This window comes from Streptomyces polygonati (assembly GCF_042650325.1).
In the GTDB taxonomy this organism is placed as follows: Bacteria; Actinomycetota; Actinomycetes; order Streptomycetales; family Streptomycetaceae; genus Actinacidiphila; species Actinacidiphila polygonati.
The window spans coordinates 16,530-40,159 of the sequence record NZ_JBHSBB010000011.1; the positions used below are offsets into that span (position 1 = coordinate 16,530).

Here is a 23,630-nt window from a genome sequence, read left to right on the forward strand (position 1 = left end):
GGCCGGTGCGGGCGGTGCGGGGAGCCCACCTCACTTCACCGCCGCGCGGATCGCGTCCCGCAACTGCTCCGGACGCGGTTGCAGCGCCCGGTCCAGCTCCAGGGCGAACGGCAGGACCGCGCCGTCCGGGCGGGTCACCCGCCGGGGCGGCGAGAGCAGCAGTCCCTCCTCGGCGGCGGCGGCGAGCAGTTCGGCCGCGAAGCCGCAGCCGCGGTTGGCGTCGTCGTAGACCACCAGCCGCCGGGTGCGGCGCAGCGAGGCGCGCAGCGCCTCCCAGTCGAAGGGGTGCAGCGTGCGCGGGTCGAGCACCTCGACGGACACCTCGTCGGCGAGGTCGCGCGCCACCTGGAGCGCGTCGGCGATCAGATGGCCGACGGCCACCACCGTCACATCCGTCCCCGGGCGGTGCACCCGCGCCGAGCCCAGAGGGACCGGCGACAGCGGCCCGGTGACGTCCTCGCGGACACCCATCGCCCCGGCCGGCGCGAACAGCACCACCGGATCGTCGTCCGCGATCGCCGCCCGCAGCAGCCCGTACGCGTCCGTGGGGCCGGACGGGACGACCGTCTTCACCCCCGCGTGCACGAACAGGCTGTACGGATGGTCCGAGTGCTGCCCGGCCCAGCCGTCCCGCGACCCCGACCCGGGGACGACGAAGGTGACCGGCACCCTGACCTGACCCCCCGTCATGAGCCGGAACTTATGGGCCTGGTTGACGATCTGCTCGAAGACCAGGAACAGCAGCGAGGGGATCTGGAACTCCACCACCGGCCGCATCCCGGCCAGGGACGCGCCGATCGCGAAGGAGGTGAACGCCTGCTCCGACAGCGGCATGTCCAGCACCCGCTCGGGTCCGAACCGCTTCTGCAGCCCCAGCGTCGGGCCGGCCAGCCCGGCGCCCACGTCCTCACCGAGCACGCACACGGCCGCATCGGCCGCCATGCTGTCGGTCAGCGCCCGGTTCAGCGCCTTGGTGTACGACAGCCAGGTCACGGCGACACCCCCGGCCGCGGTGGCGGGCCGCCCGCGTAGAGGAAGTCGTCGGCCCCGGCCGGATCGGGGCGGGAAGCGGCCAGCGCCCACGCCGCGGCGGTCCGCAGCTCCTCGGCCACCTCGGCGTCGATCCGGTCGGCGTCGGCGATCGCGGGCCGCGACCGGTCCAGCGGGTCGCGGGCCCGCCAGACGGCCACCTCCTGGGCCGAGCGGTAGTTCAGCCGCAGCCGCCGCTCCATGCTGTGGTGGCCCTCGAACCGGTAGGTGCGGCACTCCAGGAAGCCCGGCCCGCCGCCGTCCCTGGCCCGGGCCACCGCTTCGGCCGCCGCCTCCTGGACCGCGTCGACGTCCATGCCGTCCACCTCCACCGCCGGCACCCCGAAGGCGGCGGCCCGGCCCAGCGCGCTGCCGCCGACCGCCGCGGCGGCCGGGAGGGTGGTCGCGTACCCGTTGTTCTCGCAGACGAAGACGACCGGCGCGCGGCGGATCGACGCCAGATTCAGCGCCTCCAGCAGCACTCCCTGATTGAGGGCGCCGTCGCCGAAGAAGCAGGCGACGACCGTGCCGCGGCCCAGGTGCCGAGCCGCCCACGCGGCGCCGACGGCGATGGCCGCGCCGGCGCCCACCATGCCATTGGCGCCGAGGATGCCGAGCGACACATCGGCGGCGTGCATGGAACCGCCGCGGCCGCGGTTCAACCCTGCCTCCCGGCCCGCGAGTTCGGCCAGCAGCCGGGCGGGGTCGGCGCCCTTGGCCAGCACATGACCGTGACCGCGGTGGGTGCTGGTCAGCTGATCGCCCGGTGCCAGCGCCGCGCACACCCCGACGGCCACCGCCTCCTGACCGAGATACGGGTGGATACCGCCGGGGATCTCGCCGGCCCGCACCCACTCCAGCGCCAGCGTGTCGAACTCCCGGATCAGCCGCATCATCCGGTAGCGGCCGGCCGGCGTGCCCAGCGACGCGGCCGGCGTGGTCACAGCGCCCCGCGCCACAGCACCGGGCAGAACTCGGGGTCCGCGTAGTCCGGTTGGCCCTCGGCGGTGCGGCGGACCATCACATCGTGGTTGTAGACGACCGGCTCGCCGTCGGCGCGCAGGAAGCGGCGGTAGCGGTTGCCGCCGTCCTGGAGGTGCAGCGACACCGCTCGGCGGGGCCGGTCCGAGAGGTTGGGCCCGCTGCCGTGGTAGGTGCGGCAGTGGTGGAAGCTGACGTGCCCGCGCGGGATCTCCACCGGCACCTTGCGGATCGTGACGCCGTTGAAGTCGGCGTTGTCCGCCAGCAGTTGCTCCAGTTCGCTGTTGTCGCGGTCGGCGAAGTGCCGGGTCGAATCGTCGCCGCCGGGCAGTTCCTGCCAGCGGTGGCTGCCGTCGACCATGGTGATGGTGCCCATCTCGACGGTGCAGTCGTGGAACGGGAGGAACGCGGTGAGCATCCGCTGCGAGGTGGAGGTCTGCCAGTAGTGCTTGTCGAAGTGCCAGGGCACCAGATTGCTGGGCTCGTCGGCGATCGGCGGCTTGAGGATCAGCGTGCTCTGGAAGATCCGGATCTCCTCGGCCCGGGCCAGCCGGGCGGCGACCGCGCCGAGCAGCGGCTTGCGCAGGACCGCGCCGATCGCCGCGCTCTCGTAGTGCACATAGTCGTTGTGCCGCTGGACCTGCCCGTCCGAGGGCCGCCAGGACGCCAACGTGGGCGGTCTGGAGGGCAGTTCCCGGTCGCGGTGTCCGGCGTAGTAGCGCTCGGTGGCCTCCTGCAGCGCGTCCAGCTCGGCATCGGAGAAGATCCGCCCGGACAGGTACCAGCCGTGTTCGGCGTAGTCGAGCGCCTCCTCGGCCGTGGGCAGCAGGGCGCTCTCCTCGGCGGTCAGGGCGAAGTCGGCGGCGGTGGTGGTGACGGTCATAGGGCTTCTCCCGGAGGGCGGCTGAGCGGGGCGGGGCGGGCGGGCTGCTGCGGCGGGCGGGTGTCAGGCGGTGTCGGCACGTTCCCGCTCCACCGCCTCGTACAGCGCCTTGATGTTCGCCGAGCCGAAGGTGCCCGCGCCCCGGCGCTCGATCAGCTCCAGGAAGAGGGTGTTGCGCGGGTGGGTCGAGCGGGTGAAGATCTGGAAGAGCTGGCCGCCGTGGTCCTGGTCCACCAGCAGGTTCAACTCGCGCAGTACGTCGGCCGGGATGCCGGTCTCGCCCAGCCGCGCGGGCAGCGCCTCGTAGTACGAACCGGGCGTGGTCAGGAAGGTGACACCGCGTCCGCTCAGGGTGCGCACCGCACCGGCGATGTCCTCGGTGCCGAAGGCCAGGTGCTGGACGCCGCTGCCGCCGTGGGCGTCGAGGAAGCCGTTGATCTGGCCCGGCTCACGCGTCGGGTCAGGCTCCAGCAGCGTCAGCGTCACCCCGCCGTCCGCGCTCTGGACCACCTCGGAGTTCATCGCCTGGGCGCCGATCTCCAGGTATTCGCTGAAGATCACCGAAAAGCCCAGCGCTTCCTGGCTGTAGCGCACCGCGGGCGCCAGCTCACCGGACGGCACACACACCGCGACATGGTCCAACTCCCGCAGCAGCGCCTCCGTTTCGCCCTCGGAACCGGCCAGCAGCGGATCGTCGCGGCCGACGAAGCGCAACGAGAGGTCGCCGAAGCCCACCACCGTGGTGCCGTCGATCCGCACCGCGCCGCGGCGCACCGCCTCCTCGGTCCTGGCCAGCGCGTCCTCGGCGTCGTCGCAGGCCAGCGCCAGCGTCGCCACTCCGTCGCCGTGCCGGCGCACGAAGGCGCTCACTGGATCGTCCGGCGCCGAGGCCGAGTTGAGCAGCAGCGTGATGCCGCCCTGGCGGGCGACCAGCCGGGACAGGCCGGGCCGGGGCGGTTCGCCGCCCTCGTCGGCCGGTGTGACGGTGAATCCGAAGTCGTCACGCAGCGTGGCCGCGTACTTGTGCGCGTCCTCGCAGTGGAACTCCACGTAGCCGATGCCGTGGACGGTCATACGTCACTCCCCGGAGAGGTGGTACCGGTGCTCGGCGGCCCGAACACCAGGCTGAGGTTGTGTCCGCCGAAGGCGAAGGAGTTGGAGAGCACCGCCCGCAGCGGGCCGCTGCGGGCCGCGCCGCGCACATGGTCGAGACCGTGCGCCGGATCGGGCTGGTCGAGGTTGAGGGTCGGCGGCGACACCCCGCCGGCCAGGGCGAGTACGCAGAAGGCCGCCTCCACCGCGCCGGAGGCGCCGAGCAGATGACCGGTCGCCCCCTTCGTCGAGCTGACCGGCGGCCCGTCCGCGCCGAACACCGAACGCAGGGCGGTCGCCTCGGCGGTGTCGCCCAGCTTCGTGCCGGTGCCGTGCGCGTTGACGTAGTCGACGTCCTGCGGCCCGATGCCGGCGGAGCGCAGCGCGCCCCGCATCGCGTCGGCCGCGCCCTCGCCGTCGGGGCGCGGCGTCGTCGGGTGGTGGGCGTCGGTCGACCCGCCCCAGCCGATCACGTCCGCGTAGCCCGCCACCCCCCGGGCCCGGGCGTGCTCGGCCCGCTCCAGGACGAGGATGCCGCAGCCCTCACCGAGCACGAAGCCGTTGCGGCGCCCGTCGAACGGCCGGGACGCGAGCCCGGGGTCCTGCCAACCGGAGGCCAGTGCACGGGCGTTGGTGAAGGCCGCGGCGATCGTCGGATGCAGCGGTGTCTCGCTGCCGCCGCAGACCACCACGTCGGCCTCGCCGCCGCGGATCAGCCGCAGCCCCTCCGCGATCGCCTGGGCGCCGGCCGCGCACGCGGTGACCGGCGCGGAGCTGTGACCGCGGATGCCGTGCGCGATGGCCACCCGGGCGGCGGCCATGTTGAAGAGCATGCCCGGCAGCAGATAGGGGCTGACCGCCGGCCTGCCCCGCTGCAGCCTGCGGTGCGACTGCTGCTCGAAGGTCTCCAGCCCGCCGCCACCGGTGCCCACCACCACCGCGCAGCGGTCGGCATCCACATCGCGCCCCACCTGGATCCCGGCGTCCGCGAGCGCGTCGTCCGCCGCGGCGAGTGCCAGCAGCACGAAGCGGTCCACGCACCGGGTCTCGGTCGGCGGCAGCACCTCGGTGGCCGCCAGCGCCGGAGCGATCCCGGCGACCTCCAGCCAGCCGTGCGCCGGATGGCCCTCGGGCGGGACCGCGATCCCGCCGAGCCCCGCGGTGAGCGCGGCGAACACCTCGGCGGGCTTGCGCCCCAGCGGAGTGAACAGGCCGATCCCGGTGACCGTCGCCGCGGGCAGCGCCGCGGTGCCGGCCGTCATCCTTCCGCCCGGGCCAGGTGCCGCTCGCGCAGCAGCACCTTGCGGACCTTGCCGGTCGGCCCGAACGGGATGTCCTCGTCCGCGACCACCAGTACGTCCCGCACCGTCGCCGCGACATGCGCGGGCAGCGCGGCCAGCACCTCGGCGGCCCGGTCGGCCGCCGGATCGGCGCCGGCCGCGAGCTGGAGCAGCACATCGGTCACGACCTTGTCGCCGCGCCGCGCCGCGACCACCGTGCAGTCCAGTACCTCCGGGCAGGCCGCCAGCACCTGCTCCTCGGACAGCGCGGTGTGCAGCCGCAGCCCCCCGCCGAGGTCCACCGAGTCCACCAGCCGGTCCAGGTGGTAGTAGTAGCCCTCCTCGTCCCGGTACATCAGGTCCCCGGTGAGGAAGTAGCCGCGCACCCGGGTGCGGTAGGTCGTCTCCGAGTCGTTCCAGTAGCCCAGCGCGAGGGTGGGGGAGCGGGTGCCCAGCTCGCCGACCTCGCCGGCCGGCAGCTCCGTCCCGTCCGGGCCGAGTACGGCGCAGTCGACGAAGGCGTGCGGGCGGCCGACGCACCGGCCGTAGCGGGCGGAGTCGGTGGAGTGGCTGATGAAGAAGTGCGAGTGGCCCATCTCGGTCGACCCCAGGCCGTCCACGAACACCGAGCCCGGCGTACGCACCCGGCCGCCCCGCGCGGCCTGCTCGCGGGAACCCACCGCGACCAGCCGGCGGATGTGCGCCTCGTGCGCGCAGTCCCCGGTGTTCCACCACAGCGCCACCGAGTCCAGGTCGCGCGCCGCCAGATCGTGCCGCGCCAGGTCCGTCCAGGTGGTGGCGAACCCGTAGACGCTGCCCGGCCGCCAGGCCTCGATCGCGTCCAGCACCTGCGGACCCGTCTGCCGGGACAGCAGCATCAGCTCCGAGCCGAAGCTGAGCGCCAGATTCACCGCGATCAAGGTGGCCGCGTGCGGTGACGGCAGCGCGCTCAGCATCCGGTGCGAGCCCTGCGGGCGCGGCAGGCCCAGGCGGTAGCGGATCGCCGCGTAAAGGCTGTCGTGCGAGTGGGTCACCGCCTTGGGCAGCCCGGTGGTGCCCGAGGAGTGGGTGATCGCCACCGGGTCGCCGCCCCAGTGCCGGTACGGGTCCGGCGCGGCCCGCGGGTCGCCGTCGGCCAGCGCGCCGATCGGGCCGAGTACGGTGTGCGGCCGGCCGTCGAGCGCGTCGAGATGCTCCCGGTCGGCGACGATCGGGACGTCGCCGAGCCGCTCGGTCAGATAGCGCGAGGTCCGCTCGCCGTCGAGCAGCGGGTTGATCAGCGCCGGGATCGCGCCCAGCCGGGCCAGCGCGAAGAACGTCAGTACGTTGTCGGCGGCGCTCGACGCCTGGACGGCGACGGGGTCGCGGCGGCGTACGCCGGCCGCGTGCAGTGCGGCGGCCCGGGCCCGTACCGCGCGGTCGAGTTGACGCGGCGTCAGCGACTGCCCGGCGGGGTGGCCGTCGACCGCGGTGTCGAAGGTGAGGGCCGGCCGGTCCGGGTCGAGGTCGCGCTCGATCCGCGTGGTCAGCACATTGGCGGCGCCCACCGCCGGATCACCGGCCAGTTCTGCGCGCAGGGTGCGGATGGTCATGGGTTGCCGATCTCCTTGGCTGTACACGGCGGTTCTGGGCATACCGGACATGGTGTGGACGTGCTGGACCCCGCGAGGGCTCCGTGCGCGGGGACTGCCTCCCGTGGGCGACTCGGCGCCGTCAGGGGCTGTGCGCCGCGTACAGCGCGGCGGTCACTGAGTCCGGACGGGCCGTGAGGAGGAGGACGGCGTCGGCGTCCCCGTCCTCCATCAGCAGCGCGGCCACCTCCTCCGGATCGCCGTGGCCGGCTCCCAGCGCCACGACGGGACCGGTCAGATTCCAGCGGGCGCTGATGTGTCCCAGCACGGCGTTCGGATTCGACTGGAAGAACAGCAGCGGCGGCACCCGCCGCCCGGCGTCCAGCGCCCCGGCGACGGCGCGGGCCGTACCCGTGTCGCCCTCCACGCTGACCAGCACGACGGCCACCGTGTCCGGGCCGGGCGCGGGCGGCTGCCCGTAGTACCCGCTCAGGCACCGGTCGGCGGCGATCGCGACGGCCGGGCTGAACTCGGACACGACGAAGCCCGCGACAGCGGGCGGCGGACCCGCCGCGGCGTCCCACCGGCCCTCGGCCAGCAGCCGGGGGTGCGGCGGGAGGCCAGCCGGGTCCGGCGGAGCCGGGGACGGCCGCGGGGTCGCCACCGGCCGGGTGCCGGTCATGCCGCCGCCAGGACGAGCGCGGTGTTCGCGCCGCCGAAGGCCGCGTTCAGCGTGAGGGCGTAGGCCGGGGCGCGGTCGGGCGCGGGATCGGTGGGGAGGTGCGGGCGGATGCCGCACTCCGGGTCGGGGCCGAGCCAGCCGGCCGTCGCGGGCAGGGCCCCGCCGGGCGGCGCGGAGGCGGGCCGCTCAGGCCGCGCCCCGCCGTCCGGGCCGCTCGCGCCCGTGGGCGACGACCCCTGTGCGCCGCCCACGGGTAAGGCGTCCACCAGGACCCCCGGCGCCTTCCCCGCCGCGTCCCGGGCCGCCCGCAAGCACGCGATGGTGACCGCGAGTTCGAGGAGGGCCGACGCTTCCAGGGCGTGCCCGTGGACGGATTTGGTGGCCCCGACCGGCGGGCGGGGGCCTGCCTCGCCGAAGACCAGACGCAGCGCCGCGGACTCGGAGCGGTCGCCCAGGGCGGAGCCGGCGCCATTGGCGTTGACGTAGTCGAGCTGGCCGGGCGACAGCGCCGCACGGGCCAGCGCGGAACGGGCGGCGCGGGCCAGGCCGGCGCCGTCGGGAGCCGGGCGGCAGACGTGGTGCGCGTCTCCCGCGCGGCCCCAGCCGGCCACCCGGACCAGGGCCCGGGCGCCGCGCCGGGCCGCCGCGCCGGCGGACTCCAGGACGACGGCCACCACCGCGTCACCGAGCAGGATGCCGGTCCGGTCCCGGCTGAAGGGCCGCACCGCCCCGTCGCGGGCCAGCGCCCGGCCCGCCGCGAAGAGGGCGTACGTATCGCGTTCCACCAGATACCCGGCCGCGACGACCGCACGCTCCAGCCGCCCGGTGCGGATCGCGGCCGCCGCGTCGGCGACCGCCGTGGACGCGGCCACGCACGCGCCGGTGTAGACGCGTGCGGCCGGGTCCACCGCCTCGACCAGCGCCGCCGTCCGCTCGTCGGCGTGCGCGGCCAGCAGCAGCGGGCCGTCCGCCGGGCATCCGGCCTCGGCGCGGGCCTCGGCGACGACCTCGGCCAGCAGCGGTCCCAGGGCGGGCGAACCGTCCAGGGTGGCCGCCGGCGCCGGCCCGCCGGGGAACCGGTCCACCGGCCGGAACAGCGGACGTCCCGCGGCGGTGGCCGCGTGGAGCCCGTCCAGGCCGGAGCCGGCCGCGCTGCGCACCGCGAGACCGGTGACCAGGACCGTGGTCATCGCGCGGCCGCCTCCTCGAGTACGGCCGACAGCACCACCACCGCGTCGTCGATGGTCCGCACGGTGGCGAACTGATGCTCGGTCAAGTCGATCTCGACTTCGTGCTCCTGCTCCAACTCGGCCATCAGCCAGGTGAGTTCGAGGGAGCCGATATGCTCGTCCACCTGCTCGGGGGAACGGTTGCCGAGGCGGGCCAGCAGGGCTACCACCTCCTGGCGGGACAGCGGTCTCACGAGGCGCTCGCGACCGGCTCGCCGCCCTTGGCCGCCAGCCGCTGGGCCACCTCGGCGGTGAACTCGTCCAGCGTCATGAGCGCGGTGTGCTCCATGTCGTCCAGCTCGAACCGCACCCCGTACTCCTCCTCGACCTGCACCGACAGGTCGGCCAGGGCGAGGGATTCGAGATCGAGACCGGCCGGCCCGAGGTCGGTGTCGCCGGTCACCTCCGAGACGTCGTAGTTCATCTCGGTGAGAGCGGCCAGGACGAAGGCGCGGATCTGCTCCTGCATGGGTACTCCTCGGTGCACGGGGGCGTGGCGCGGGACAGCGGCGGCGAAGGCGATGGTTACGGCGACGGCAGTGGCTAGGGCTGTGGCGATGGATCGGCGACCCCGTGGGCGCGGCGCGACCGGTGTCTGGACCGGCCGGGCACACGCCGGGGGAAGCCGTGGAGCAAGGAGGTTCGTCGCGGCGTCCCGCCCCGGCCGCCGGAGCCGGGTCGGAGCGCTGCGAGACGCGCTGGTACCTGAGTGGGGATGTCGTTACGAGTGGCCGGCCGTCCGGCTGGCCGCGTGCTCGCGCAGCGTGGCGGCGCTGCGCAGCAGTTTCCCGGTGGCCGTACGCGGCAGAGCGGGCAGGACCGCCAGCCGGCGTGGCAGCTTGTAAGCCGCCAGCCGCTGCGCGAGCAGCTCGCGCAGCCGCTCGGGACCGGCGTCGCGGCCCGAGACATAGGCTTCGATGGCCCCGTCGGTGAACAGGACCACCGCCTCGTCGACATCGGGAAGCGCCGACAGGGTCTGCTCGACCTCGGTCAGATCGACCTTGAGCCCGCCGATCGACACCTGCGAGTCGCGCCGCCCGTGAACGGCGACCCGGCCGGTGCCGGGGTCCAGCGAAGCCGCGTCCCGGGTGTGCAGCAGTCCCTGCGACCAGCGGGTCGGATCGGTCCGGCCGAGGTAGGGCGACTCGGGCATGCGGATGTGCAATTCGCCGTCGGAGACGGACAGTTCCATACCGTGCACGGGCTCCAGCCAGGGGTGTTCCCGCCCGGACGGATCGGTGGCGATCACACCGGTCTCCGTCATTCCGTACATGGTGCCCAGCGGGACCCCGTAGCGTTCGGTGAACGCCTCGGCGACTCCCGGGCGGACCAGCTCACCGGCCACGATCATGCGGCGGAGCTGGGGAAGAGGGGGCGGTGCCTTGCGGCCCGCCAGCAGTTCGGCGTGGAACGGCACGCCGATCACCGTGGTGGGGGCGTCGCGGCGGCCCACCGCGTCGAGCACGCCGGCCGGGGTCATCCGGTCGGGCAGCACCAGTTCCGCCCCCGCGCCGAGCGCGTTGAGCAGACCGCCGACCAGGCCCAGCACATGCACCATCGAGGACAGCAGCACCACCCGCTCCCCGCGCCCGGGAAACTCCGGCAGCCGTGCGTAGCAGTCGAGTTCACGCTCCAGATCGGCGGCGGTGCGGCCGATCGCCTTGGAGCGCCCGGTCGAACCGGAGCTGAGCTGGACCACGACATGGTCGGTCGAGGCAGGCAGGCCGCCGGGCAGCGCCCGCGGTCCGCCCTCGTCGCCGGCCGTGACCAGGAACTGCGGGCGGAGCTCCGCCAGCGCCGAGGCGACCTCGACGTCGGTGAGGCGGTGGTCGAGCAGGAGGGCCTGGCCGCCGCCGCGCCACACCGCGAGCAGGGTGGTGATCAGGTCGAAGGAGGGCGGCATCCGCAGCGCCGCGGTCCCGCCCCGCCGCATTCCGGCCAGGCCTAACGCTTGCTGACGCGCCGTCACCGACGCGAGCAGCGCCGCGCGGTCCACCGGCCGGCCCAGATCGAGACACGGCTGGGCACCGGTCGCCGGGAGAAGTACGCGGTCCACCCAGTCGGGCTGTTCGTTGAGGGGCAACGGGACTCCACGCGACAGAGGCTACGAAGGCGGAAATATGCGCTGAAGACGTACCAGGTACAGTGAATTGGCTGAAAGTGATGCCATCCCCGTCGGCAGACACTGGCACAGTGCCGGTCAGACAGTCAAGGTCTATACCATTTGCCGCATAGCCTCTAAGCTCCCTCCGTCTCACCCCGGTTGACGACTCGTCAGTAAGTGGAGGAGCGGCGCTTCCATGCCCTTGCCCACCATGTCCGACCTGCGCGAACACGCTCGGGAGCGGCTCTCTGCCGCCGTCTGGGACTTCATCGAGGGCGGCAGCGGAGCCGAACGGACCCTGCGCGAGGCCGAGGCCGCCTACGCCGAACTGCGACTGCGGCCGCGGGTGCTGGTGGACGTTTCCCAGCCGGACTGCTCGGTGGAAATCCTCGGCGACCTGCTGGCCTCGCCGGTCGGTGTCGCACCCATGGCCTACCACCAGCTGGTTCACCCCGACGGCGAGACGGCCACCGCCGAGGCCGCCGGAATTGCCGGTGTGTTGCTGGTGACCGGCATCTTCGCCAGCCGCACCCTGGAGGAGACCGCGGCGGCGGCGAGCGGCCCGCTGTGGCTCCAGTTGTACTGGCTGCGCCGGCGGGAAGCGCTGGCCGCGCTCGTGGCGCGGGCCGAGGCGGCGGGTTACCGCGCGCTGGTGCTCACCGTGGACGCCCCCAAGGTCGCGGTGCGTCCCCGGGACCGCCGCAACTCCTTCACGCTGCCCGCCGATATCACCGCGGCCAACCTCGACCCCGCCCTCACCGAACGCAGCCACCGCGCGGCCGGCGGGACCTCCGGGATCGAGGAGCACGCGCGGGAGCAGTTCGACCCCTCGATCACCTGGAGCGATCTGGCCTGGCTGCGGGCCAGGACCCGGCTGCCGCTGGTGCTCAAGGGAGTCCTCACCGGGGAGGACGCGGCGCTCGCCGTCGAGCACGGTATCGACGCGCTGATCGTCTCCAATCACGGCGGGCGCCAACTCGACCGGGCGGTGACGGCGTTGGAGGCGCTGCCGGAAATCGTCGCGGCTGTGCCGGCGGACCTTCCGGTGCTCATCGACGGCGGGATACGCTCCGGCACCGACATCGCGGTGGCCCTCGCGCTCGGCGCCCGGGCCGTGCTGGTCGGCCGCCCGGTGCTGTGGGGGCTGGCCTGCGACGGGGCGAAGGGCGCCGCCGGGGTGCTGGAACTGCTGCGCACCGAACTGCTCGACACCATGATCCTGTCCGGCCGCCCGACCCTGGACCGGCTGGACGCCTCAGCCGTCACCCGGCGCGCGGCTCACCGGTGAACCGACGAACCGGTCAGCCGCGCTTTCGCCCAGCGGACGCGGGTACCGGCCCGCGCCCGCAGCCGTACTCGTACAGCCGTACTCGTACCCGTTCAACAAGGAGGACCCGGTGACCAGTCTGTCCGCCGACCCGGCCTTTCCCGGGTGGGACTGGGAGGACCCCGAGGGTCTCGACGCGACCCTGGCGCGCTTCACCGAGAACCTCGCGGCCTGCCGTTCGCTGGAGACCGTGCGCCAAGAGGTGCCGCGCAGCCACGCCGAATTCCGCGAGCTCGGCCTCACCGGAATCGAGTTCGCCTCCTTCCGCACCCCCCACCCGGAGGGGCTCGGCACCGACCTGCTGGCGCTGCACACCCCCGACGCCGCCACCGAACCCGGCCCGGTCTACCTGGTCGACGGCGTCCACCGCTTCACCCAGCTCGACATCGGTGATCCACTGCCCTTCGACGACGCCGCCGTGGACTGGATCTACGCCGAGCACCTCATCGAGCACGTGCCGCTCGGGACGGTGATCGGCTGGCTGCGCGAGGCCCGCCGCGTGCTGCGCCCCGGCGGTGTGCTCCGGCTGACCACGCCGGATCTGGAGCGCTACGTCCAGGGCTATCTGGACGGCCAGGGCGGCTTCTTCGCCAGGCACCGCCGCCGGCTGCGCACCCTGCGGGTCGGTCCGCCGATGCCCGAGCGCCGCGCCTTCATGATCAACCAGATCTTCTACCACTTCGGCCACCGCTGGATCTACGACGAGGCCGAACTGCGGCACGCCCTGGCCACGGCGGGATTCACCGGCTGGCGGATCACCCGGCACGAATACCGCGAGGGCGCCCGCGCCGACGTGGCCGCCCTCGACACCAGCTTCCGGCGCGACGAGACCCTCTACCTGGAAGCGGTCGCTCCCGCGGCGGCCGCCGCACCGGCCACCGGGGCCGGCGGCGAAGACAGCAGCGCCGACCCCGGCCCGGAGCCGACACCCCGGCCCGCCGGCGGGGACGGCCGCACCGCCACACCCCCGCAGGAGGCCCGCTGATGCCGCCGCTCCACCCCCAGTGGCAGCGCCTGCGCGAGCAGCGGGCCCGGGCCGGGACCCCACCGCTCTACACCCTCTCGCTGGAGCGGGCCCGAGCCGACGACCTCGCCGCCCTCCGCGCGGCCGGCGGCGCCCCGGCCGCTGTCGCCCGGGTGGACGAGACCACCATCCCCGGCCCGGCCGGGCCGCTGACCCTCCGCCTGCACCGCCCCTCGCTCGCCCCCGGCCTGCCCGTACTCCTCTACCTCTACGGCGGCGGCTGGGCGCTGGGCTGCCTGGACACCGCCGACACGGTGGCCCGCACCCTGGCCAACACCGCCGACTGCGTGGTCGCCACCGTCGGCTACCGTCTCGCGCCCGAACACCCCTTCCCGGCGGCCGTGCACGACTCCTACGCGGCGCTGCGCTGGCTGCACGAGCACGCGCCGGCCCTGGACCTCGACCCGGAACGCCTCGCGGTGGGCGGCGACAGCGCGGGCGGCAATCTGGCCGCGGCTGTCACCCTGCTCTGGCGCGCCGAACAACGGCCGCCGCTGCGGCACCAGTTGCTGGTCTATCCCAACACCGACCACCGACCGGACCCGGTGGAGCCGGTGGACCCGGAGGAATCGGCGGCGCCGGCCGCCGAGGACCCGCTGCTGTTCAACCGCCACTCCGTCGCCTGGTACTGGTCGCACTACCTGGCCGTACCGCAGGACGGGGACGATCCGCTGGCCTCACCCCTGCGGGCGGACGACCTGACCGGGCTGCCACCCGCTACGGTGATCACCGCCGAGTACGACCCGCTGCGCGACGAGGGCGAGGCCTACGCCCAGCGGCTGCGGGAGGCCGGCGTCCCGGTGGAACTGCGCCGCTTCCCCGGCATGGCCCACGGCTTCTTCACCATGACCGGCACCATCGACGACGCCCGCGCGGCCCAGAGCCTGGCCGCCGACCGCCTGCGCGAGGCCTTCGCCGGCCCCCACCCGTCCCAGGAAGGCCACATCCGTTGACGGCGACACCCACCGCTGCCGGACCGGCCGCGCCCCCGGCGCGGGCCGTACTGTCCCGTGACGAGCTGCACGGCTCGCTGTCCGACCCGCTGCTGGACCAGATGACCTTCCTCAACGAGGTCACCCTGCGCTATCCGGACGCCGTCTCCTTCGCCCCCGGCCGCCCCTACGAGGGGCTGTTCGACCCGGACGACGTGCCGGCCGCCTTCGCCGCCTACCTCGCCCATCTGGGCGACACGCTGGGACTCGGCCCGGAGGCCGTACGCGAGCGGATCTTCCAGTACGGCCGCACCAAGGGCTTCATCAACGACCTGATCGCCGGCCAGCTCCGGCGCGACGAAGGCATCTCGGTGGACCCGGAGGCCATCGTCGTCACCGCCGGCGCCCAGGAGGCGATGCTGCTGGTGCTGCGGGCGCTGTGCGCGGGGCCGGACGACGTCCTGCTGGTCGCCTCGCCCTGCTACGTGGGCATCACCGGCGCCGCCAGGCTGCTCGACATCGCCGTCGTCCCGGTGCCGGAGGCGCCCGGCGGCGGTCTCGACCCGGAAGCCCTGGCGCAGGCGGTACGCGACCAGCGGGCCGCCGGACGCCGACCCCGTGCCTGCTATCTCGTGCCCGACTTCGCCAACCCGTCCGGCGCCAGCCTCTCCGTACCGGCCCGGCGCAGACTGCTCGACGTCGCCGCCGAGACCGGGCTGCTGCTCATCGAGGACGACCCGTACGGTTTCTTCGCCCTCGACGGCCGGGCGCGTCCGACCCTGAAGGCGCTGGACACCGGCGGGCGGGTGATCCACATCGGCTCGTACGCCAAGACGTGCTTCCCCGGCGCCCGCATCGGCTATGTCATCGCCGACCAGGCGGTCGCCGGACCGGCCGGCGCCGGGCTGCTCGCGGACGAGCTGGCCAAGCTCAAGTCCATGACCACCGTGAACACCTCGGCGCTCGGGCAGGCCGTGGTCGGCGGCATGCTGCTGCGCTGCGACCTGAGCCTGCGCGCGGCCAACCAGGCGGTGGCCGCCTTCTACGCCGACAACCTCCGTACGGTCCTCGCCGAGCTGGCGGGCGCCTTCCCGCCCGACCGGAAGCACGCCCACGGCGTCTCCTGGAACCTCCCGGAGGGCGGCTTCTTCGTGGTCGTCGGCGTGCCCTTCACGGCCGACGAGCAGGCCATGGAACGCTGCGCCCGCGAACACGGCGTGCTCTGGACCCCGATGGCCGGCTTCTATCCGGCCGGCGGCGGACAGCGGCTGCTCCGCCTGTCGTGCAGCTATCTGACGACCAATCAGATCCGTGTCGGCATCGAGCGGTTGGCGGCCTTCATCGCGGCCGAGCGCGGCCGGGAGACGGCCGCCCCGAGCTGACCTGAGCTGACCTGAGACCTGAGCCCGACCGGACCGGAGGGCTCAGCGGATGCGCCGGGCGAACAGCCGGGCCGACCAGGCCACCGCGAGAGCGGTCAGGGCCGCCATCAGGATCAGGGCGCGCCAGACCGCCGGGGCGCCGACGTCACCGGCGAAGAGCGAACGCGTCCCCTCCACCGCCCAGTAGCACGGGTTCCAGTCGGCCGCCGCCCGCAGCCAGTGCGGGGCGAGCGCGATGGGCAGCAGGGTCCCGGACAGCAGGGCCAGCGGCTGGGCGATGGTGTTGACCACGGGGCCCAGCGCCGCGTCGCTGGCGACCAGCAGCGCGAGGCCGTAGGAGACGCTGGAGGCCATCAGGGCGATCAGCCCCAGCAGCAGGAAGGCCAGCAGCAGGTCGAGCGGGCGCACCGAAAGACCGAAGGGCAGCGCGAGCAGGGTCACGATCAGCGACTGGATCAGCAGCGCCACCACCTCCCGCAGCGCCCGCCCCAGCAGCAGCGCGACCCGGCTGACCGGCGTCACCCGCGAGCGCTCCACGATCCCCGCCCGCAGCTCGCCGAGCAGCGCGAAGCCGGTGAACAGGCCGCCCATCAGGGCGAGAGCGCTGAGCAGACCGGGGACGTAGATGCGGTACGCGTCGGCGTAGCTGTGGGCGCCGGACGACGCGAGAGCTGCCTTCAGCAGCGGCGCGAAGAGCAGCAGATAGCAGATGGGCTGCAGGATGCCCACCACGATCCACACCGGGGTGCGGAACATCAGCAGCACCTGCCGCTGGAAGACCAGCCAGGTGTCGCGCAGCAGCTTCACAGTCGGCCTCGCAGTCAATCGGTGGGCGAACGGGGATCGAAGGCCCGGGGTGTGCCCCGGACAGGGCTCAGTCGAGCGGGCGGCCGGTCCTGGCCAGGAAGACGTCGTCCAGGCTGGGCCTGCGCAGCTGCACGAGCAGCGGATCGACACCCGCCTCCTGGAGGACCCGCATCAGGCGGGGGAGCGCCGCGGCGGCGCTGTCGACGTAGAGCCGCAGGCCCGCCGCGCCACCCGTCCCGCCTCCGGCTGCCTCACCCGGGGTGTCCTCCTCGCCCACCGTCTCCACTCCGCTCACCCACTCCAGCGCGTCGAGCGCCCGCCGCGCCGCCGCGCTGTCCTCCGGCCGGACGGAGAGCAGCACCGCGTCGCCCGCGATCTCCTTCTTCAGCTCCTCCGGAGTGCCCTCGGCGACGATCTCGCCGTGGTCCACGATGCATATCCGGTCGCAGAGGCTGTCCGCCTCGTCCAGGTAGTGCGTGGTGAGCAGGACCGTCATGCCCCGCTCGCGCAGCCTGCGCACCTCCGCCCAGACCTGTGAGCGGCTCTGCGGGTCGAGTCCCACCGTCGGTTCGTCGAGGAAGAGCAGCCGGGGCCGGTGGATGACCCCCAGCGCCAGATCGACCCGGCGGCGCTGGCCGCCGGAGTACGTTCGGCAGTGCCGGTCGGCGAAGGTGCCGAGGTCGAAGGCGTCCACCCCCTCCTGGGCCCGGACGGTGGCCTCGGCCTTGCCGATGCCGTACATCCTGGCTTGCAGGACGAGTTCCTCCCGGGCGCTCACGCCGTCGGTGGTGCCGCCGCCCTGCGCCACATAGCCGATGCGCCGGCGCACCTCCGCGGCCTCGGAGCGCAGATCGGCGCCCGCGACGGTGGCCTCGCCGCCGTCGGGGCGCACCAGTGTGGCGAGCATGCGCAGTGTGGTGGTCTTGCCGGCGCCGTTGGGGCCGAGGAGCCCGAATATCTCCCCCGGTCCGACCGACAGGTCGATGCCGCGGACGGCGTCCACCGGCTCGCCGCGCTTGCCGCGGGACGGAAAGGACTTGCGCAGCCCGTTGGTGACGATCAACCGCGTCTCCCGGTCGTGGTGGGTGGAGGTGGAGCGAGTGGGTGGGGTGGTGGACGCGTCGGTCCGACCGGCGGATCACCCGGATCGCCGGGCCCCGGCCGTTCGCACCCCGGTCGCCCCGAACACGGGCACAGAAGGGGATGATTGACGCCGTGTCACAGCTTCGCGGGACAGCGGCCCGCTTGCCGAGCGACACCATAGGGGACGGTTAGCGCCGCGACAATGGTATGGACCACGAATTGCCGCTTGCCGGGCGCCGCCGGCCGGGCCTGCGCGCAGCGCCCGCCGCACCGGATCAGCCGGCGCACTCCTCCAGCAGATCGGCGGCCCGCGACACCCCGCCGAGCGAGGCCAAGCGGTCCGCCACCGCCCGGGCGGCCACGCGCGGCCCGGGGTCGTCGAGCACCGCCAGCAGCGCCTCCCGCAGCTCCCGCGGCCCGGCCGTCGCGAAGTCCACCGAGGTCCCGGCCCCCAGCGCGGCGACCCGGGCCGCCGTGATCGGCTGATCGTGCCGGATCGGGGCCAGCACCAGCGGGATCCCGTACGTCAGCGCCTCGCACACCGTGTTCATGCCGCCGTGGCACAGCACCGCGTCCACCGCGCCGCGGCGCAGCAGCTCCAGCACCGGCACCTCCGGCAGGCCGACAACGCCCTCCGGCAACTTCTCCAGCACCGGTCCCGGCGCGGCCACCACCGCCTGCACCCGGTCCGACAGGGTGTCCAGCGCCTCGGCGGCCCGCAGCAGGAAGTCCTCGGCCACCGAGGCGGACAGCGTGCCGAGGGTCACCAGGACCCGGCGGCGGTCGTCCCGCAGCCGGTCCCACGGAAAGTCCGCCGACCCCGGCCGGTCGGTCAGCAGCGGCCCCACGGCGACGCATTGCGGCGGCAGCGGCTCGCCCGCGACCATCGGCGCGAAGCCGCCCTCCGGCGGTGTCGGGCCCGCCGCGTCCGCCGGGAGGGCCCCGAGCAGTTCCGGTGCCGTACAGGCCAGGATCAGCCGCGGCGAGAGCCGCGGGTCCACGTACGCTGCCTCGTCCAGGCCGGCCCGGGTCCACAGACCGTGCAGCAACTCCTCCTGCCACCAGGTCAGTTCGGGATCATCCAGTGGCGGCCTGCCCAGCTCCATCGAGGACGGCGCGAAGCCGGCCCAGGGCACGCCGTGCCGGGTCGCGGCCAGCGCTCCCGCCGGGCTGTGCTGGTCCACCAGCACCAGGTCCGGCTCCCAGTCGGCGACGGCGCGCCGCACGGCGGGGAAGGTGAACCGCGCGTAGGGCACGATGAAGTCCCGCCAGAGCGTGCGGATCGCCGCCGTGCCGCCGGTCGCCTGCTCGCGCAGCAGCCGTGTTCCCGTGGGCAGCACCAGTGCGTCCGGCCCGAGCACCGGCCGCAGCAGCGGTTCGGGACCGGCCCAGGCCACCGAGTGACCGCGCCGGGCCAGCTCACCGGCCAGCGCGAGCGCCGGGTGGAGATGGCCGGTCAGCGGGGGCAGGACGAACATCAGGCGCAGCGGGCGGGTGCGGACCGGGACGGTCACCGTGAGCTCCATGGGTGCGTACGGGGGCCGCCGGACCGCGCGGACGACTCGCCGTACGGGCCGAACGGCCGGGACTGGATGCACCGGACGGGGCCGCTGTTCCACCGGACCGGTCGGGGGCGCGGACGCCCCCGGGGGGAATCTTGTGCGAAGCGCGGGGTGTCGGAATACTAACCCGCGTGACCGCACTCACGGCAGTCGCAGTCCACCTGCCACCGGTTGTCGAACCGATCGAAAAGGTCGGCGAGCGACTGGGGCTGACGGCCCGTCAGAAGACATTGCTGCGCCGGTTCCACGGCCTCGACCAGGTTCGCTTCGAACCGGACGGCGATCTGACGGAGCTGCTGGCCAACGCGGCGGAGGCACTGACCGAGCTGCGCGGTCGCGAACACCTGGTCCGCTACGTGCTGCACGCACGCGGCATGCCGGTCGGGGTGCCCTACCCGGTCAACCCGCTGCACGAACTGCTCGGCCGTCTGGGGCTCGAACACGCTCGTGCGTTCACCGTCACCCACCACGCCTGCGCCGGCTCCCTGCTGGCCGTCGACGTGGCCGGCCGGCTGCTGGCGGCAGATCCCGACCCGGAGGCGCTGGCGCTGATCCTGGCGGGAGAGAAGACGTTCACCCGAGATGCCCAACTGGTCCCGGAAACCACCGTGTTCGGCGAAGCGGCGGCGGCCTGCCTGGTAAGCGCCGAAGGTGACAGGGACCGGGTGCTGTCCTACGCGGTTGACCTGCGCGGGGAGTTCGACGGACGCCTCGCGGAGGACCAGGAACTCCTGGACCGCTACCAGCGCGCCTATCCGCAGGCCCTGATCGGCGTGCTGGAAGCAGCGCTGGAACAGGCCGGCGAGAGCTGGGAGTCACTGACCCTGCTGCTGCCGCACAACGTCAACCGGATCTCCTGGCGGCGGATCTGCCGGACCGTCGGCTACCCGCTGGACAAGGTGGTGCTGGAGAACGTCCCGTCCGTGGGCCACAGCTTCGCGGCGGACTTCTTCCTCAACCACCACACCGCCACCACACGCGGACTGCTGCGCCCCGGCGACCGCTATCTGGTCGCCGCCGCCGGGCTCGGCGCCACCTTCGCGGCGATGGTGCTCCAGCACTGACCCAGCCGCCCATCACTGTTCACCACGTACCCGCCCGCGGCCTCGCGCCCCGGCGGGTCCCCCAGACGGGAAACGGACCATGACCGACGCCTTCACCGAAGTCGCCACCGACCACGACACGCCGACCACGAGCGGCGACGGGTCCCCGCAGCCGGACCTGCGCGGGCGGGTCGAGCAGGGCATTACGCTGCTGCTGCCGCGCGTCCTCAACCAGCAGACCGCCGATCCCCTCCCGGTGGACGCCGCCCTGATGGAGGATCTCGGCCTGACCTCGGGGAAGACCCTGGAACTGATCCTGGAACTGGAGGACCACCTCGACATCCAGATCGACGTCGAGGACATCACCCCCGACGACCTGCGCAGCGCCGCCACTCTCGCCACCTTCGTCGCCACCCACGTCGTGGACGAGGACTGACCCCCTTGCTGCGTATCGTCACCGCGCCCGGCCCCCGGCCGGAGCCGGGGCCGCTCCAGCTGGCGGGCGCGGTGGGCCTCGGCTTCAGCACCGACTCGCCGACCGCGCTCGACCCGGATCTGCGGGTGTTCGTCGGCGACCTCGTCCGCCCCTACGGCCTGCCCCTGGACGAGGAGCGGATCACCGCGGGGAGCGGCCAGTCCTACGCCGAGATGGGCGAGGCCGTCATCGCCGAACTGGTCACGCCGGACCGCCCGGTGGACCTGCTGATCGAGGTCTTCGCGTCCCCCGACATCCAGCCCGGCCGCGCCGCCTCGGTCCACCTCGGCTCGCACTGCCCCGGGCAGCCCTTCGCCTTCGCGCTGACCGAACAGGGCACCGCCGGCGCCTTCAGCGCGCTGCGCCTGGTGCGCTCCTATCTGGCCGGCGGCGCCTTCGAACGCGCCCTGGTCCTGGTCATGGAGCAGGCCGGCCTGCCCTACGTCCCGCCCGACGGCACCCCGGTGGCCGACCGCGCCCGCGCGGTCGGCCTGCTGTGGGAGCGCGCGTCCGACCTGACCGTGACGCTGCCCGGCGAGAGCGCGCGCCTGCGCCCCCCGGAAGCCCACGAGCGGATCGGGGCCGCGCTGGCGGAGACACCCGCGACACGCCGGGAACCCCTTCTACTGCTCGGCCCCGGGCTCGCCGACTTCGCCGCGCCGCCCGGCGCCGAGACACTGCGGGCGCGCCGGGAGAACCCGTACACCGGACTGTGGTCACTGCTGGCCGACACCCTCCCGCGCGTCCGGGCCGAGCGGCGGAGCGTGCTCGTCGCGGAGTACGACCCGCTGCTGGGCTATCTCGACCTCGCGCGCCTGCGCGTCCCATGACGGCGCCGTTCACGGAGCACCCCGGGCCCGCTGCCACCGGCATCCGCGACGTCGAGGTCTGGTCGATACCGCTGCTCCAGCCGCCCGAGGTCATCGCCGCCCTCCTCGACGACCTCGACACCGAGGAGCGGCGGCGGGCGGCCCGGAACCCCCGCTACGGTGTCGCGCACGGCGCCGTCCGCCGGATCCTGGCCGCACGGGCCGGCTGCGCGGCCGCCGAACTGCGCCGTACCGCGGGACCGAACGGCAAGCCCGGGCTCGCCGGGCCCGGCGCGGACCTCGGCTGGAATCTGAGCGCCAGCGGCGACTGGGCGCTGCTCGCGCTGCTTCCCACCGCGCCCGGCCCGGGCGTGTCGCCCTCCCGGCCCGACACGCCGGTCGCTGTCGGCGTCGACGTGCAGATCCTGGTGCCGACCGAAGCGGCCCTCGGGCTCGCCCGCCGCTACTTCCCGGCCGCCGAGGCCCGCCAGGTGGAGTCACCCGGCGCCGACGCCCGTGCGGACAGCTCACCGGGCGCGGTCTACACCCGCCTGTGGGCGTACAAGGAGGCGTACGTCAAAGTGTTCGGCGGCCAGTTGATGCAGGGACTCGGCGTGACCGTCCCGGCCGGCCCGAGCGGGACGATGGACGGCCCGCTCGGCCGGTGCCGGGTCGCCGCCGTCCCCGGACCGGCCCCGGACTACCGGGCGGCCGTCGCCGTCACCGGGGAGTCGCGGCCCCGCCCGTGCCCGCGCACCTGGGCCTACGAACCGGCCGCAGCGGGCTGACGGCCGGTCAGACGCAGCCGGTGGCGAGCGCGTCGCCGACCACCGCGTCCTCGATGCCGCGCAGGAAGGACTCCATGTCCTGCCGGGGGATCAGCGCGCTGTCGGCGGTCATCGCCAGCTCCAGCGCGCCCGGCGCGTCCACCACATCCATCGCGAAGCTGAGGTTCTTGCGCGGCGGGAACTCCACCGGCCAGGCCAGCGTGGTCAGTTCAGCCGCCCGCTCCAGCGGCGGCACCTCGGTGTCCCCGGCCGGCGGGCGGAACAGCTCCGGCTCACGGGTGTCGTTGAAGAAGCAGGAGTGGTCGGCCAGATCCGGCAGCCGCCCGCGCAGCTCCTCGATGTCCCGGTCCAGCAGCCGCTTGTCGTAGGAGGCGTAGCGATAGGCGCCCAGCGCGCTCATGTGCACCCGTCGCACCAGATCCCCGAAGTCCTCGTCCACCGTGCGCAGATGGAACAGCCCCTCCTGGGCCAGTGTGGTGATCGTCTGCGACATCCCGGGCAGGAAGCGGTTGTTGACCACCACCTGGAGCAGCTGTTCGGGCGCCCGGCCCAGCAGGCTGATCTGCCGGGCCGCCGCCGCCAGCAGCACCGACGATCCGCTCACCCCGCGCACCGCGGCCACATGGTCCACCGCCCGCAGCAACGCGGGGGAGTGCAGCACCGCGTTGGGGAAGAGCGCGTCGCGCACCCGCTCGCCGCGCGGCGGGAAGAGGCCGCGCGGCCCCTCGCTGAGCTTGGCGCACCAGTACTTGCGGGAGGCGGCGTCCCGCTTCCGCCCCCGCTCGGAGTGCTGGTAGGCGGCCTGGTCCAGCGGCTGGGTCGCCGGGAAGAGCTCCCGCAGCCGCTCCGGCGACACACCGTCCAGCAGCATCACCACGTCCCGGGCGAGCCGGCGCAGCCCACCGCCGTCGGCCGCGGTGTGCGACAGGGCCATCGCGTAGTACCGTACCAGCCCGTCCGCCTCGACCAGCCCGATCCGCAGCGGCCACTGGCCGGCGCAGTCGAAGGGGAGCGCGGCCAGTTCACCGAGCAGTTGCCCGCCCGCCCGCTCGGTGTCCTCGCGCTCGCAGCCGCGTACGGTCACCGGGAAGCGGCCGGCGGCGTCCAGCACCTGGGTCAGCCCGCCTGCCCCGTCCGGCAGCAGCCGGGTGCGCAGCGACTCGTGCAGCCGCGCGGCCCGGGTGAGCGCTTCCAGTACGGCGGCGCGCGGCCGGCCGGCGGGCAGCTCGAAGCCGACCGACACGTTGTAGCGTGGAGCGTCGTCGCCGAGCACCGACACCGCGTCCCAGATCGCCTGCTGGCCCCAGGTGGCCGGGCCCTGCCCGGACCGCCCGCCAGACACGTCCAGGCACAGCTCTTCCGACTCCGGCACGCTCATCGACAACTCCTCAGCTGGAAGCCTCGGTTCCCGCTCATGCCCGCCGACGGCGGTGACCGGAAGTATGCCGGTCCGCGGGCGCCGGCAGGCCCGGTTTCGCGTACTAGCGAAACCGGAATTCCGCGCTCCGGCGGTTTTCATTCGCCGAGCCGGGTCACGCGACGCAGGG

General features: G+C 74.1%; 23 protein-coding genes. 8 read left to right on the plus strand and 15 right to left on the minus strand.

Annotated elements, in window-relative coordinates; all coding sequences use genetic code 11:
• Positions 1–30: 30 nt before the first annotated feature.
• The 11 genes from ACFO3J_RS16965 to ACFO3J_RS17015 all read right to left on the minus strand — a co-directional run bounded on the left by ACFO3J_RS16965 (position 31) and on the right by ACFO3J_RS17015 (position 10,830).
• Entirely contained in the window at positions 31–993 is a 963-nt protein-coding gene (locus ACFO3J_RS16965; RefSeq protein WP_386430263.1) for an alpha-ketoacid dehydrogenase subunit beta, read from the minus strand.
• Positions 990–1,973, minus strand: coding sequence for a thiamine pyrophosphate-dependent dehydrogenase E1 component subunit alpha (locus tag ACFO3J_RS16970; RefSeq protein WP_386430264.1), 984 nt, complete (start codon positions 1,971–1,973; stop codon positions 990–992). The genes ACFO3J_RS16965 and ACFO3J_RS16970 overlap by 4 nt, the downstream gene beginning before the upstream one ends.
• Positions 1,970–2,893 (minus strand): phytanoyl-CoA dioxygenase family protein, encoded by a 924-nt coding sequence (locus tag ACFO3J_RS16975; RefSeq protein WP_386430265.1) that lies wholly within the window; start codon positions 2,891–2,893, stop codon positions 1,970–1,972. Before ACFO3J_RS16975 ends, ACFO3J_RS16970 begins: the two co-directional genes overlap by 4 nt.
• Before the next feature lie 63 nt (positions 2,894–2,956).
• Positions 2,957–3,967, minus strand: a complete 1,011-nt coding sequence (hppD, locus tag ACFO3J_RS16980; protein WP_386430266.1) for a 4-hydroxyphenylpyruvate dioxygenase — start codon at positions 3,965–3,967, stop codon at positions 2,957–2,959.
• Positions 3,964–5,247: a beta-ketoacyl-[acyl-carrier-protein] synthase family protein gene (locus ACFO3J_RS16985; protein WP_386430267.1), complete on the minus strand. Its 1,284-nt coding sequence runs from the start codon at positions 5,245–5,247 to the stop codon at positions 3,964–3,966. The genes hppD and ACFO3J_RS16985 overlap by 4 nt, the downstream gene beginning before the upstream one ends.
• Positions 5,244–6,857, minus strand: a complete 1,614-nt coding sequence (locus tag ACFO3J_RS16990) for a class I adenylate-forming enzyme family protein (protein ID WP_386430268.1) — start codon at positions 6,855–6,857, stop codon at positions 5,244–5,246. Before ACFO3J_RS16990 ends, ACFO3J_RS16985 begins: the two co-directional genes overlap by 4 nt.
• A gap of 121 nt (positions 6,858–6,978) precedes the next feature.
• Positions 6,979–7,518: a hypothetical protein gene (locus ACFO3J_RS16995; RefSeq protein ID WP_386430269.1), complete on the minus strand. Its 540-nt coding sequence runs from the start codon at positions 7,516–7,518 to the stop codon at positions 6,979–6,981.
• On the minus strand, positions 7,515–8,708 hold the full coding sequence (locus ACFO3J_RS17000) for a beta-ketoacyl synthase N-terminal-like domain-containing protein (protein ID WP_386430270.1): 1,194 nt from the start codon (positions 8,706–8,708) through the stop codon (positions 7,515–7,517). Before ACFO3J_RS17000 ends, ACFO3J_RS16995 begins: the two co-directional genes overlap by 4 nt.
• Positions 8,705–8,941 (minus strand): acyl carrier protein, encoded by a 237-nt coding sequence (locus ACFO3J_RS17005; protein WP_386430271.1) that lies wholly within the window; start codon positions 8,939–8,941, stop codon positions 8,705–8,707. The genes ACFO3J_RS17000 and ACFO3J_RS17005 overlap by 4 nt, the downstream gene beginning before the upstream one ends.
• Complete coding sequence (locus ACFO3J_RS17010) at positions 8,938–9,216, minus strand: acyl carrier protein (protein WP_386430272.1); 279 nt, start codon at positions 9,214–9,216, stop codon at positions 8,938–8,940. The genes ACFO3J_RS17005 and ACFO3J_RS17010 overlap by 4 nt, the downstream gene beginning before the upstream one ends.
• Positions 9,217–9,468: 252 nt before the next feature.
• On the minus strand, positions 9,469–10,830 hold the full coding sequence (locus ACFO3J_RS17015) for a class I adenylate-forming enzyme family protein (protein WP_386430273.1): 1,362 nt from the start codon (positions 10,828–10,830) through the stop codon (positions 9,469–9,471).
• Between the two features lie 217 nt (positions 10,831–11,047).
• On the opposite strand from ACFO3J_RS17015, the gene ACFO3J_RS17020 reads away from it, so the two are divergent.
• The 4 genes from ACFO3J_RS17020 (at position 11,048) to ACFO3J_RS17035 (ending at position 15,516) form a co-directional block, all read left to right on the plus strand.
• A complete protein-coding gene (locus ACFO3J_RS17020; protein ID WP_386430274.1) occupies positions 11,048–12,139 on the plus strand; it encodes an alpha-hydroxy acid oxidase in 1,092 nt (363 codons plus the stop codon).
• Between the two features lie 109 nt (positions 12,140–12,248).
• Positions 12,249–13,163: a class I SAM-dependent methyltransferase gene (locus tag ACFO3J_RS17025; RefSeq protein WP_386430275.1), complete on the plus strand. Its 915-nt coding sequence runs from the start codon at positions 12,249–12,251 to the stop codon at positions 13,161–13,163.
• Positions 13,163–14,155, plus strand: a complete 993-nt coding sequence (locus ACFO3J_RS17030; RefSeq protein ID WP_386430276.1) for an alpha/beta hydrolase — start codon at positions 13,163–13,165, stop codon at positions 14,153–14,155. The genes ACFO3J_RS17025 and ACFO3J_RS17030 overlap by 1 nt, the downstream gene beginning before the upstream one ends.
• Positions 14,152–15,516 (plus strand): aminotransferase-like domain-containing protein, encoded by a 1,365-nt coding sequence (locus ACFO3J_RS17035; RefSeq protein ID WP_386430277.1) that lies wholly within the window; start codon positions 14,152–14,154, stop codon positions 15,514–15,516. Before ACFO3J_RS17030 ends, ACFO3J_RS17035 begins: the two co-directional genes overlap by 4 nt.
• Before the next feature lie 42 nt (positions 15,517–15,558).
• Here ACFO3J_RS17035 and ACFO3J_RS17040 read toward each other — a convergent pair whose 3' ends face one another.
• The 3 genes from ACFO3J_RS17040 to ACFO3J_RS17050 form a co-directional block, all read right to left on the minus strand.
• On the minus strand, positions 15,559–16,323 hold the full coding sequence (locus tag ACFO3J_RS17040; RefSeq protein WP_386430278.1) for an ABC transporter permease: 765 nt from the start codon (positions 16,321–16,323) through the stop codon (positions 15,559–15,561).
• Between the two features lie 67 nt (positions 16,324–16,390).
• Entirely contained in the window at positions 16,391–17,386 is a 996-nt protein-coding gene (locus tag ACFO3J_RS17045; RefSeq protein ID WP_386430279.1) for an ABC transporter ATP-binding protein, read from the minus strand.
• A 295-nt stretch (positions 17,387–17,681) separates the two neighbouring features.
• Entirely contained in the window at positions 17,682–18,920 is a 1,239-nt protein-coding gene (locus ACFO3J_RS17050) for a glycosyltransferase (RefSeq protein WP_386430280.1), read from the minus strand.
• A 179-nt stretch (positions 18,921–19,099) separates the two neighbouring features.
• Between ACFO3J_RS17050 and ACFO3J_RS17055 the strand changes: the two genes are divergently transcribed.
• From ACFO3J_RS17055 to ACFO3J_RS17070, 4 genes are all read left to right on the plus strand, one after another.
• The gene (locus tag ACFO3J_RS17055) at positions 19,100–20,032 is read left to right on the plus strand and encodes a 3-oxoacyl-[acyl-carrier-protein] synthase III C-terminal domain-containing protein (RefSeq protein ID WP_386430281.1); all 933 of its coding nucleotides are present in this window, start codon (positions 19,100–19,102) and stop codon (positions 20,030–20,032) included.
• Between the two features lie 79 nt (positions 20,033–20,111).
• Positions 20,112–20,447 carry an acyl carrier protein gene (locus tag ACFO3J_RS17060; RefSeq protein WP_386430282.1) on the plus strand — a complete coding sequence of 112 codons (336 nt, stop codon included), beginning with the start codon at positions 20,112–20,114 and terminating at the stop codon, positions 20,445–20,447.
• 5 nt (positions 20,448–20,452) lie between these two features.
• Complete coding sequence (locus ACFO3J_RS17065; RefSeq protein WP_386430283.1) at positions 20,453–21,316, plus strand: hypothetical protein; 864 nt, start codon at positions 20,453–20,455, stop codon at positions 21,314–21,316.
• Complete coding sequence (locus ACFO3J_RS17070) at positions 21,313–22,083, plus strand: 4'-phosphopantetheinyl transferase family protein (protein ID WP_386430284.1); 771 nt, start codon at positions 21,313–21,315, stop codon at positions 22,081–22,083. The genes ACFO3J_RS17065 and ACFO3J_RS17070 overlap by 4 nt, the downstream gene beginning before the upstream one ends.
• Positions 22,084–22,090: 7 nt before the next feature.
• Here the strand turns inward: ACFO3J_RS17070 and ACFO3J_RS17075 are convergent, their stop codons facing one another.
• Positions 22,091–23,461 (minus strand): condensation domain-containing protein, encoded by a 1,371-nt coding sequence (locus ACFO3J_RS17075; RefSeq protein WP_386430285.1) that lies wholly within the window; start codon positions 23,459–23,461, stop codon positions 22,091–22,093.
• Positions 23,462–23,630: the final 169 nt, after the last annotated feature.

Excerpts from the sequence above, each read along its gene's own strand:
- ACFO3J_RS17030 (WP_386430276.1), top strand. The coding sequence starts at position 13,163 with ATGCCGCCGCTCCACCCCCAGTGGCAGCGCCTGCGCGAGCAGCGGGCC.
- ACFO3J_RS17070 (WP_386430284.1), top strand. The coding sequence starts at position 21,313 with ATGACGGCGCCGTTCACGGAGCACCCCGGGCCCGCTGCCACCGGCATC.
- ACFO3J_RS16995 (WP_386430269.1), bottom strand. The coding sequence starts at position 7,518 with ATGACCGGCACCCGGCCGGTGGCGACCCCGCGGCCGTCCCCGGCTCCG.
- ACFO3J_RS17010 (WP_386430272.1), bottom strand. The coding sequence starts at position 9,216 with ATGCAGGAGCAGATCCGCGCCTTCGTCCTGGCCGCTCTCACCGAGATG.
- ACFO3J_RS17075 (WP_386430285.1), bottom strand. The coding sequence starts at position 23,461 with ATGAGCGTGCCGGAGTCGGAAGAGCTGTGCCTGGACGTGTCTGGCGGG.
- hppD (WP_386430266.1), bottom strand. The coding sequence starts at position 3,967 with ATGACCGTCCACGGCATCGGCTACGTGGAGTTCCACTGCGAGGACGCG.
- ACFO3J_RS17000 (WP_386430270.1), bottom strand. The coding sequence starts at position 8,708 with ATGACCACGGTCCTGGTCACCGGTCTCGCGGTGCGCAGCGCGGCCGGC.
- ACFO3J_RS16990 (WP_386430268.1), bottom strand. The coding sequence starts at position 6,857 with ATGACCATCCGCACCCTGCGCGCAGAACTGGCCGGTGATCCGGCGGTG.
- ACFO3J_RS17060 (WP_386430282.1), top strand. The coding sequence starts at position 20,112 with ATGACCGACGCCTTCACCGAAGTCGCCACCGACCACGACACGCCGACC.
- ACFO3J_RS16985 (WP_386430267.1), bottom strand. The coding sequence starts at position 5,247 with ATGACGGCCGGCACCGCGGCGCTGCCCGCGGCGACGGTCACCGGGATC.
- ACFO3J_RS16975 (WP_386430265.1), bottom strand. The coding sequence starts at position 2,893 with ATGACCGTCACCACCACCGCCGCCGACTTCGCCCTGACCGCCGAGGAG.
- ACFO3J_RS17020 (WP_386430274.1), top strand. The coding sequence starts at position 11,048 with ATGCCCTTGCCCACCATGTCCGACCTGCGCGAACACGCTCGGGAGCGG.